Origin of the sequence: Winogradskyella flava (genome assembly GCF_014243395.1) — a bacterium.
In the GTDB taxonomy this organism is placed as follows: domain Bacteria; phylum Bacteroidota; class Bacteroidia; order Flavobacteriales; family Flavobacteriaceae; genus Winogradskyella; species Winogradskyella flava.
Genome location: NZ_JACLCP010000001.1, coordinates 73,751 through 85,232, shown reverse-complemented (window position 1 = coordinate 85,232; position 11,482 = coordinate 73,751). Strand labels below are relative to the sequence as shown.

General features: G+C 35.9%; 8 protein-coding genes and 1 tRNA gene. 6 read left to right on the top strand and 3 right to left on the bottom strand.

Annotated features, from left to right (window positions below):
* The first annotated feature begins 33 nt into the window (after nucleotides 1–33).
* Both H7F21_RS00330 and H7F21_RS00325 read left to right on the top strand, forming a co-directional pair.
* A complete protein-coding gene (locus tag H7F21_RS00330) occupies nucleotides 34–1,260 on the top strand; it encodes a metallophosphoesterase (RefSeq protein WP_185787254.1) in 1,227 nt (408 codons plus the stop codon).
* Nucleotides 1,261–1,365: 105 nt separating this feature from the next.
* On the top strand, nucleotides 1,366–1,662 hold the full coding sequence (locus tag H7F21_RS00325; protein WP_185787253.1) for a thioredoxin family protein: 297 nt from the start codon (nucleotides 1,366–1,368) through the stop codon (nucleotides 1,660–1,662).
* Here H7F21_RS00325 and H7F21_RS00320 read toward each other — a convergent pair.
* A complete protein-coding gene (locus H7F21_RS00320) occupies nucleotides 1,659–2,327 on the bottom strand; it encodes a polysaccharide deacetylase family protein (protein WP_185787252.1) in 669 nt (222 codons plus the stop codon). The two genes, H7F21_RS00325 and H7F21_RS00320, sit on opposite strands and share 4 nt — an antisense overlap.
* Before the next feature lie 3 nt (nucleotides 2,328–2,330).
* Nucleotides 2,331–5,726, bottom strand: a complete 3,396-nt coding sequence (locus H7F21_RS00315; protein WP_185787251.1) for a glycosyltransferase family 117 protein — start codon at nucleotides 5,724–5,726, stop codon at nucleotides 2,331–2,333.
* A gap of 153 nt (nucleotides 5,727–5,879) precedes the next feature.
* Here H7F21_RS00315 and H7F21_RS00310 point away from each other — a divergent pair.
* Nucleotides 5,880–5,952, top strand: a tRNA-Gln gene (locus H7F21_RS00310).
* A gap of 54 nt (nucleotides 5,953–6,006) precedes the next feature.
* Here the strand turns inward: H7F21_RS00310 and H7F21_RS00305 are convergent.
* Nucleotides 6,007–6,831, bottom strand: coding sequence for a universal stress protein (locus H7F21_RS00305; RefSeq protein ID WP_185787250.1), 825 nt, complete (start codon nucleotides 6,829–6,831; stop codon nucleotides 6,007–6,009).
* Nucleotides 6,832–6,985: 154 nt separating this feature from the next.
* Here H7F21_RS00305 and rimP point away from each other — a divergent pair, with 154 nt between their 5' ends.
* The 3 genes from rimP to infB all read left to right on the top strand — a co-directional run bounded on the left by rimP (nucleotide 6,986) and on the right by infB (nucleotide 11,445).
* Nucleotides 6,986–7,450, top strand: a complete 465-nt coding sequence (gene rimP / locus H7F21_RS00300; RefSeq protein ID WP_185787249.1) for a ribosome assembly cofactor RimP — start codon at nucleotides 6,986–6,988, stop codon at nucleotides 7,448–7,450.
* A gap of 12 nt (nucleotides 7,451–7,462) precedes the next feature.
* Nucleotides 7,463–8,695 (top strand): transcription termination factor NusA, encoded by a 1,233-nt coding sequence (gene nusA / locus H7F21_RS00295; RefSeq protein WP_185787248.1) that lies wholly within the window; start codon nucleotides 7,463–7,465, stop codon nucleotides 8,693–8,695.
* A gap of 68 nt (nucleotides 8,696–8,763) precedes the next feature.
* On the top strand, nucleotides 8,764–11,445 hold the full coding sequence (infB, locus tag H7F21_RS00290) for a translation initiation factor IF-2 (protein ID WP_185787247.1): 2,682 nt from the start codon (nucleotides 8,764–8,766) through the stop codon (nucleotides 11,443–11,445).
* Nucleotides 11,446–11,482 lie beyond the last annotated feature (37 nt).

The following is an 11,482-nucleotide window of genomic DNA, read 5'->3' as shown; positions in this document are numbered from 1 at the left end:
CATATTAGTATCTTTGTGGGCTAAATTACAAGTATGGCACGTTGGGTTATTTTTATAATCATCTATCTATTGTTATCAGTTTATGGTTTTCAAGCTATAAAAACGATAACCAAACAAAGTTGGATACATTATGTATTTATAGCTATTGCTATACTTGTTGTAGGTAATTTTATATTTCAGTTCGCGGCATCCTCAGAAGGTCGTGTTTTAACTCCAGCAAAAAGTTATGCTTTCGGATTTTTATTAGCTTTTATGTCATTAACTCTTGTGCTGGTTCCCATTCTTTTAGGTGAAGACATTATAAGAGGTGCTCTAGGTTTATATGACAAGTTGGTTACTAAAGAAACTTTCTATTTGCCATCGCGTAGAAGATTTGTAAGCCAGATTGCATTGGGCTTAGCAGCAATTCCTTTTGCGTCGTTACTTTATGGTATGTATAGAGGTAAGTATCAATTTAGAGTTTTGAATTATACATTGCATTTTGATGATTTACCAGACGCATTCGATGGTTATCGCATTACGCAAATAAGTGATATTCATTCTGGTAGTTTTGATAATAAGGAGAAGATAGAATATGCTATTGATTTAATAAATGAGCAGCAATCAGACGTTCTGTTATTTACTGGAGATATGGTAAATAATAAGGCTTCTGAAATGCTACCTTGGAAAGAAACGTTTTCGAAACTTAAGGCCAAGGACGGGAAGTTTTCAGTTTTAGGCAATCACGATTACGGTGATTATGTAGACTGGTCCTCAAAAGAAGAGAAAGCGCAAAACCTCGAGGATTTAAAAGCTATTCAGAAAGAGATTGGTTTTGATCTGTTATTGAATGAGCATCGCTATTTGAAAAAAAATGGTCAGCAACTGGCTTTAGTAGGTGTAGAAAATTGGGGCAAAGGCGGTTTTAAGAAAGCAGGCGATTTAAAGAAAGCTTCTAGTTTAATAGACAAAGATGATTTTAAGATACTTATGAGTCACGACCCAAGCCATTGGGATGCTGAAGTTGTTAATGATGATTACCACTATCACCTTACGCTTAGCGGTCATACACACGGCATGCAATTCGGTATAGAAATTCCGGGCTGGATTAAATGGAGTCCTGTAAAATGGCGGTATAAGCAATGGGCTGGTATATACGAGTCCGTTGGGCAATATATCAATGTTAATAGAGGTTTTGGATACTTGGGTTATCCTGGTCGTGTCGGGATATGGCCAGAAATTACTGTTATAGAGCTTAAAAAAGGAACAAAAGACTCATAATTGCTAACAATTGCTTATTTTTATCTTGTTGATTACAAAGGCACTAGATTTGATATTAAAAATTCTAGAAGACTTGTAAAACACATTTGACTAAAACTATAACCTATGTCAAAATTTGGGGAATTAATAGATGTCGATATTCCGGTGCTATTAGACTTCTATACGGAATTGAATGACCAATCCGTAGCCATGCATCCTGTGCTAAGGGATGTAGCTGCAGCTCTTGGCGATAAGGCAAAAGTCATTAAAATTAACGTAGATAAGAACAAAGAGTTGGCAGAAGCACTTCGCGTTAAAGGTTTACCAACGTTAATTATCTATAAAAATGGTGAAATGAAATGGAGGCATAGTGGAGAACAAGATGCTGACACTTTAATAGGTATCATTCAAGAGTACGTTTAGGCCAAGGTCATAAAGACATATCCCTTTTTTTTATAATATTCCAAGATTTTCGGTAGTGTATATTTTAGGTTCTTTGATGCCTTTACACTATCGTGAAAAACAATAATACTCCCTTCTTTCGCTGCTGAAATCACATTGCTAAGACATTGTTCTTCGGACACAGATTTATCCCAATCATAGGACAACACATCCCATAGAATAATTTTGTATCCTAACTCTTGAAGTTTTTTACTTTGCTTGGTTTTAAATTTTCCATATGGAGGTCTAAAAAGCTTGGAAGAATTTAGATCATATGATTCTGCAAAATGAGAATTTTGAATTTGAAATGTTATTACAGAATCAGTAAGTTCTGTGTTACCTACATAGCCTTTAGTCTTGCTTTTCCAACCTTTCAGATGGTCATAAGTATGATTGCCGACGGCATGACCTTGGGACAAAATGTTTTGAAAAATATCGACATTGGATTCAATATTCTTACCAATGCAGAAAAAGGTAGCTTTGGCATTATACTCTGCCAAAACATGTAGTACCCAATCCGTAATTTCCGGAGTCGGACCATCATCAAAAGTCAAATACAATTCTTTTTTGTCTGTATTTATACTCCAGACAAAATTTGGAAATAATGTTTTAACAAATCCAGGTGTCTTGGCTGGAATTATCTTCATATTTTAATTTTCTGGAGCGATAGAATCTGGGATACTATCTCTTAAAATTGAATTGATGTCGAGATCATCTATGCTAGTCGGCACTTCTTCTTCAGCTGGTCCCATAAGTTTATCTAATAGACTTAAATAACTATTGAATTTTTTGGTTTCTTCCAAGGCAAAGTCCTTTTCATCATAAATTACCAACAAGTCTACAAGTGCTCTATAACGCTGAACATCTAAATAAATATCTTCTATTAATCGCATTTGGTCATTTTCGTCCATGCTACTGTAATAGATTAAATTTTCTTGATATTTTTTGGCTACATCCTTGTAAAGAGCACGTCCTTTTTCAACATTCTCAACTTCATAATAAGCACTTATGTAGGGTTCTAATAATGAATAGAAACCAAAAGTATCAACTGGCATTTTATCCATAGCCAAATCCGCTATTTCTTCAGCTTTTTCTAACTTATTTTCATTAATTAGGATTTCAATTAATCTGGCCAAATTACCTCTGTAAGTAATACCATTTCTTCGTGTCTCAATATCATGATAGATATCTTCTCCACTACCACCCCAATTCCATTCTTTTACCATATCGTACATAAGATCTGAATCGACACGGCCCATATCGTAAGGATTAGCTCTATCCACAGGAGTTTTGATAGGAACCAACTTATAGCACATACCGTCTAGTTGAAGATAATCTTTAAGCCATATGTAATCATCAGCACCAAAAGCACCACCCGTAAAATAAATAGGACGTTCCCAATTGTTGTTGGCAATGATATCCAACATCAATAATCTATTCTTATAGATGTAACTGCCTTCAATTTCTGCATAGAGGTTATCTACTATTTTATCGGCATCTTTTGATTTAACAGTGCCATTTTTAAGCACTTCAGCTTTATTAACTGGGATACTTATATTTCGTGTTGGAAAGTAATTTGTATTTAAAAGATGGCTTGGATATTGTCTAGAGTCTTCGCCTTGTTTTTCTACAACAAACTTAAATTTAGTACTTGCCTTTTCGCTTGAGATAAAATCCATGAAATCCTTAATAGGTAGAGTATCCTTTGTGATTTCACGTCTAATTATAACGTCTCTTGTGCCTCCTCTATACTGTTTGTGGGTTAATTGTGATGGTATTGGGTCGCTCTCATAAGCTTTGCGCTTCATTTGATCTATATACCAATCTGTTTGGAACAGACTTGTGTTAACCACACGTACATCTGTTCTTACGCCTTCAATTTCTTGCAGATACCATAGTGGGAATGAGTCATTATCTCCAATGGTAAAAAGTATGGCATTAGGCGCACAAGATTCTAGGTATTTTCTAGCCATGGCATTTGCTGTATACTTACCAGAACGATCATGATCATCCCAATTATTAGCTGCTAAGATGCCTGGCACAACAACTAAACAAGCTAATGTCACAGCAGGAGCTAATAATTTAGATTTGATGTTCGACTTTAAAAGATCATAAATCGCATAAACGCCGAAGCCTATCCAAATGGCAAATACGTAGAATGAACCCACAACGGAATAATCACGTTCGCGTGGTTCAAAAGGTCTAACGTTGGTGTAGAATTGAATGGCGATACCAGTCAACAAGAAAAATACCAATAGCACCCAAAAACGTTTGGCGTCAGAATATAATAAAAAGAAGAAACCAACAAGACCTAGTAGTAATGGTAAAAAGTAATAGGTATTTCTAGCTTTATTATCTAGTACATCTGTAGGCAGATCATCTTGAGATATGCCTAAGTGAATTTCGTCAATAAATTTTATACCAGAAATCCAGTTACCATTAAAGTCATCATATCTTCCTTGTATGTCATTTTGTCGCCCAGTGAAATTCCACATAAAATAACGCCAATACATATAACCAAACTGATACTGAAACATGTACGTGATATTATCAAAAAACGATGGCTTTTCTATTTCCAAATATTGTTGACCATAGCGTCTTAAAAATTGATCATAACCTTCATAATCTATCTCTCCATTTCTTACGCGCATTCTAAAGTCATTCACAATTTGGTCGAAACGGCGCTTTTCCTGCACAGAATATTGCCCAGCTTCTTCCTCAGAATAGCCATAATTTAATGCTTCATTGTAGGCGCGTGTTTGTAAATCTGGTTTGACCTTAAAATCAATAAGACCTGTAAACATCATATAATTTTCCGCATGTTCGCTACTCCACATTCTAGGAAGTATTGAAGCATGATCGTGATTATAATTTTGCTTGCTGTTTTCCCAGTCATTAATAATGGCATATTTGCCTAACTCTTCATCACGTTCATAATTCTTTTTGTCATCTACGAAAGGTTCGTTATCATCTGCTCCAGAATAAATCTCAGTAAACTGAGGTCCGTAAAACAAATGCGTTTCAGGATATTGTTCTAGATTGTAATAGGCTAGAAGCTCTCGTGCATCTGATGGATCATTTTCGTTTATTATGACATTGGCATTAGCACGAATTGGGAGCATCATCCACGACGAAAACCCAATAAAAATAAACATTAAGCAAAGTACCAAGGTATTGGCATGGATCATACCTTTTTTGCGCGTATAGTTCAATCCAAAATAAAATAGGGCAATCACCATTAAACCTGTAATAATAGTTCCTGAATTAAAAGGTAATCCAATGGAGTTGACGAAGAAAACTTCTAAATACCCAAACAATTTTAAAGTAGAAGGTAATAATAGTTTGAATATGAAAAGAAGTATTGCAGCAGAAGCTACATTAGCAATAATAAAGTTCTTAACTGTTATGGTTTTATAGTTCTTAAAGTAATAAATAAGACCAATGGCAGGAATAGTCAATAAGCCCATAAAATGAACACCAAATGATAAACCAATAACAAACGCGATAAGGATGAGCCAACGATTACCTCTAGGTTTGTGCATGTCTTGTTCCCAACGCAGGGCGAGATAAAACATGATTGCCATAATCAATGTTGCCATGGCGTATACCTCTGTTTCAACAGCATTGAACCAAAAAGAATCCGTAAATGTGAATGCTAAACTACCAACCAAAGCACTTCCTAAAATAGCCATGCCTTTGCTTGAACTAGAATCTTTATCGTATTTGACCAGTTTGACCAATAGTATACCAATGGTCCAGAACATAAAAAGAATAGTGAAAGCACTTGCGGTAGCACTCATCATATTCATTATCATTCCTATTTGAGAAGGCTCCAATGCAAACATAGAGAAAAAAGCTCCCATCATTTGAAATAAAGGCGCTCCGGGTGGATGTCCAACTTGTAACTTGGATGAGGTTAGGATATACTCCCCTGCATCCCAAAAACTTACTGTTGGCTCAATGGTTAGGGCATAAGTTACAAATGCGACCGCGAATGCGAACCATGCCAATATGTTATTCCACTTTTTAAAGTTAAAATCTGTCATTCAAAATGGTAGTTATTGATGCTGGCGAATTTACTAATTATTATAGTAATGCCTAAGTTTTTAAGTTAACGTTAAGTAATTTCAATTATTTTTCTTCATTTTTTTTGCCCAAGACAAACTTTGTTTTAAATTTGCACCCTCAATTTGAGAGATTGGCCTATGGTGTAACTGGCAACACGTCTGGTTTTGGTCCAGAAGAGTCTAGGTTCGAGCCCTAGTAGGCCAACAAAAAATCCTAATCGAATTCGATTAGGATTTTTTATTTCAAAATAATTCAAAGTTAGATTTTAAACGTAATCACAGGTCGTTTAGCATGGTTAACCAAATCCTCACTTATACTACTGTTAAAGAAGTGAGCAATACCTTGCCTGCCGTGAGTGCTGATACCAATAAGATCGGCATCGATTTCTGCAGAAAAGTTCAATATCCCTTGTTCTACGCTAACATCATTATGCACATTGGTAGTGTAATTTTCAAACGTCTGTCCTGAGATAAAATCATTGATTCTCACTCTTGATTCGTAGGTTGTTAAAAAATTATTGGCCGTATTAACCAATAGCAAGTGAATTTTAGCATCAAATATTTTAGCAAATGCAATGGCCTGCTCATATGTTTTTTTATTGTCGTTTTTAAAGTCAGATGCAAACACAAAATCCTTAATGTTAAAACTAGCATGATAATTTTTTATAACTAACACAGGGACATCAGAAGTTCTGACAACTTTTTCGGCATTAGACCCAATAAACATTTCCTTAAGTCCTGAAGCACCATGAGATCCCATAACTATAAGGTCAATATCAAATTCTTTGCAGGATTCTTTAATTTCATTAAATGTAATATCAGCTTTCACAGTTTCGTATACCGTGATACCCTCTAAAAAATCACGCTCCATCAAATCTTCAAACTTTTTGTGTGCCAATTTCATAAAGAATAGGGTCTCTGGGATGTCGCTCTGCACGGCTCCAGGATCTATTTGCTGCATAGGTATTTCCATCATATGCAATAAGTAAATCTCGGCATTGTGCTTTTTGGCCAGCATCGCTGCTACCCTCAACGCATTTTCTGCTTGCTCCGAGAAATCGGTAGGGACTAAAATTTTATTCATTGTGTTGTTGATTTGTGTTAGTCTTATAAATTTAGGAAAATAAATCCACTTAAATGAGCTTTGAAAAATTAATATAAATATTGTATATTTGCACCGTTGTTTACGGAAACGAAAAGGCGAGAGGACGAAAAGTCCTCTCTTTTTATATTGAAAAATGTTCAGGAAAAAGGTAGAGGATTTACTACAAAATGCATTAGAGGAAAGACAAGATTTATTCTTAATAGATTTTAGTTTGTCAGAAAATAATGCTGTCAAAGTAGTAATTGATGGTGATAATGGCGTTTTAGTAGAGGACTGTATGTTCATAAGTAGAGCTATTGAGCATAATCTAGATAGAGATGAGCACGACTTTTCTCTAGAAGTATTATCCTCTGGTGCTACAACCCCTTTGATCTTACCAAGACAATACACAAAACATGTAGGTAGAAGTTTAGAGGTAAAGACTACTGACGGACAAAGTTTTGAAGGCGAGCTGATAGAGGCCAATGATGAAGGTGTAATTCTAAGATGGAAAGCCAGAGAACCTAAACCAGTAGGCAAAGGAAAAGTAACGGTTACAAAGGAGGCAAATGTTGCCTTTAACGATATTAAAGAAGCAAAAGTTAAGATAAAATTTTAATTCATATCAATTATGGAAAATGTAGCGTTAATTGAATCATTTTCAGAATTTAAGGACGATAAATTAATAGATAGAGTTACGCTGATGGCAATTCTTGAAGATGTATTGCGTAATGCCTTAAAGAAAAAATATGGTGATGACGATAATTTTGATATTATTATAAATCCAGATAAAGGAGATTTAGAAATTTGGAGAAATAGAATAGTTGTGGCAGATGGTGAAGTTGAAGAGCCAAATCAAGAAATTGAATTATCTGAGGCACAAAAAATAGAACCTGATTTTGAAGTTGGTGAAGATGTTGCAGAAGAAGTGAAGTTGATAGATTTAGGACGTCGTTCTATTTTGGCATTGAGACAAAACTTGATTTCTAAAATTCATGAGCATGACAACACCAATATTTACAAGCAATTTAAGGAGTTAGAAGGAGAAATTTATACTGCAGAAGTACACCACATTCGCCATAGGGCAATTATTTTGTTAGATGACGATGGTAATGAAATTATTCTTCCAAAGGACAGGCAAATACCTTCAGATTTCTTCAGAAAGGGAGAAAATGTGAGAGGAATTATTGAGAGTGTCGAATTAAAAGGCAGTAAGCCAGCAATAATAATGTCTAGAACATCTCCTATGTTTTTGGAGAAATTATTTGAACAGGAGATTCCTGAGGTATTCGATGGTTTAATCACGGTGAAGAAAGTAGTACGTATTCCTGGTGAGAAAGCAAAAGTGGCTGTGGATTCTTATGATGATAGAATTGATCCAGTTGGAGCTTGTGTTGGTATGAAAGGATCTAGAATCCACGGGATTGTTCGTGAATTAGGAAACGAAAATATTGACGTTATCAACTATACCAATAATATTCAGCTTTTTGTAACTAGAGCATTAAGTCCAGCACGTGTCACTTCATTAAAGCTTGATGAAGAAAATATGAGAGCTGAGGTATTGCTAAAACCAGAAGAAGTATCTAAAGCTATTGGTAGAGGTGGTCACAATATTCGTTTAGCTGGTCAATTAACAGGTTATGAGATAGATGTATTTAGGGAAGGTGCAGAAGAGGATGTAGAATTAAAGGAATTCTCTGACGAAATCGATTCTTGGATTATAGACGAATTCAGCAAAGCTGGTTTAGATACAGCAAAAAGCATTCTAGAACAAGATGTGGATGATTTAGTGAAGCGAACAGATCTTGAAGAGGAAACAATATTAGAAGTTATTCGAATTCTTAAGGAAGAGTTTGAAGACTAAACAATTTAACTTTTAAAATCATATGAAGTTAAATTGATAAAACAGATTTAAGTATATTACAGCGATTTATGGCTCAAATTAGAATAAATAAAGTATTAAGGGAATTAAATATCTCATTGGATCGTGCCGTGGACTTTTTAGAGTCCAAAGGTATCGAAATTGAGAAGAGTCCTAATACTAAAATTTCACAAGAGGTTTACGACACGCTTTCTGATGAATTTCAGACGGATGCAACTAAGCGTGAAAAAGCTCAAGAAGTTAGTGAAGCTAAACTCAAGGAGAAAGAGAAACTTCGTGAGGAGCGTGAACGCGAAATAGAAGAAAAAGAAAAGGTAGAAGCCTCAAAGGAAACTGTAGTAAAGGCCAAGGCAGATTTAAGTGGTCCTAAGCAAATCGGTAAAATCGATTTAGATAAAAAACCAAAGGCTAAGGAAGAGAAAAAAGAAGCAGAAGAGAAGCCCAAAGAAAAGGTAACTGTAAAAGCTGAAAAGCCTGAAAAGAAAGAAGAAAAACATAAGAAAAAGACTGATAAACCAGAGCCTACAAAGAAGAAACAGGAAAAAGAAGAAGTACCTGCAGAACCCGTTGAGGAAACATTAAAGACACAATATAAAAAACTTTCAGGTCCAACGACTACAGGAAAGAAAATAGACCTTACCCAATTTAATAAACCTAAAAAGAAGAAAGAAGAAAAACCAGCAGACTCCAAAGACGCTGGTAATAAACGCAAAAGACGTCGCATCAGCAAAGGCGGTGCCGATTCGGGTAAACCAAATTTCGATAATAGAAGAGGAGGGCAAAAAGGAAGAGGAAATACTAGACCTAAAGTGGTTAAGGAAGAGCCTAGCGAAGAAGAAGTGCAGAAGCAAATTCGTGAGACTTTAGAGAAACTACAAGGAAAGTCGAGTAAAGGAAAAGGTGCAAAATACAGAAGAGAAAAGAGAGATCAACACCGTCAACAGACAGAAATTGATCAGGAAATAGCAGCAGCAGAAAGTAAAACACTTAAGGTTACAGAATTTGTAACGGTAAGTGAAATTGCAACTATGATGGATGTTGGTGTTACGGAAGTAATTTCTGCATGTATGTCTTTAGGTATGATGGTGACCATGAACCAAAGACTAGATGCCGAAACTTTAACTATTGTAGCCGAGGAGTTTGGCTACGATGTAGAGTTTATTACTGCAGATATTGAAGAATCTATTGAAGAAGCTCAAGATGATCCTAAGGATTTAAAACCTAGAGCTCCAATTGTAACGGTAATGGGTCACGTTGACCACGGTAAAACATCTTTATTGGATTACATTCGTGAAGAGAATGTAATTGCAGGAGAATCTGGAGGAATCACACAGCATATTGGTGCTTACGGTGTAGAACTACAGGATGGGCAAAAAATAGCATTCTTAGATACACCTGGTCACGAAGCCTTTACGGCGATGCGTGCCCGTGGTGCACAAGTCACGGATATTGCTATTATTGTTGTGGCAGCAGATGATGCTATAATGCCACAAACAAAGGAGGCCATTTCTCATGCGCAAGCCGCTGGTGTTCCTATAGTTTTTGCAATAAACAAAATTGATAAACCCGATGCTAACCCAGAAAAGGTAAAGGAACAATTAGCAGCCATGAATCTTTTAGTAGAAGATTGGGGAGGGAAAATTCAATCTCATGACATTTCTGCTAAAATGGGAACTGGTGTTAAAGAATTACTAGAAAAAGTATTACTTGAAGCCGAATTGTTAGAGCTAAAAGCAAACCCTAATAAACCGGCAATCGGTACTGTAGTAGAAGCTTACCTAGACAAAGGTAGAGGTTATGTTTCTACGATATTAGTACAGGCTGGTACTTTAAGAGTTGGTGATTATGTATTAGCAGGAAAGAATAGTGGTAAGGTAAAAGCCATGCAAGATGAGCGTGGTAATGATGTCGAAGCAGCGGGTCCTGCGACTCCAGTATCTATACTAGGTTTAGATGGAGCACCACAAGCTGGTGATAAATTTAATGTCTTCGAAGATGAGCGTGAAGCGAAACAAATTGCCACCAAACGTACTCAATTACAACGTGAGCAGTCGGTGAGAACACAACGTCATATTACACTTGACGAGATTGGAAGACGTATCGCTTTAGGTGATTTCCAAGAATTGAATATTATCCTTAAAGGTGATGTGGATGGTTCTGTTGAAGCATTGACTGATTCATTCCAAAAATTATCGACTGAAGAAATACAGGTTAATATTATCCATAAAGGTGTTGGTGCCATTACTGAAAGTGATGTGCTATTGGCTACAGCTTCCGATGCAATTATTGTCGGATTTAACGTGCGACCAGTTGGAAATGCAAGGATGATAGCCGATAAGGAAGAAATTGATATTAGAACATACTCAATTATCTATGCAGCCATTAACGATCTTAAAGACGCTATGGAAGGTATGCTATCTCCAGAGGTTAAGGAGGAAGTTACTGGTACTGCCGAGATTAGGGAAACCTTTAAAATTTCTAAAATAGGAACCATCGCAGGTTGTATGGTGACTAACGGTAAGATTTATAGAAATTCAGGAATTCGTTTAATTAGAGATGGTGTTGTTGTGCATACTGGTGAACTAGCCGCTTTAAAGCGATTTAAGGATGATGTTAAGGAAGTTGCCAAAGGCTACGATTGTGGTATGCAAATAAAAGGTTTCAATGATATTATTATTGGAGATATTATAGAAGCATTCCAAGAGGTTGAGGTTAAAAAGAAATTGAAATAATTCAGATATTGAATGATAATGAAAGCGACTTTATGGT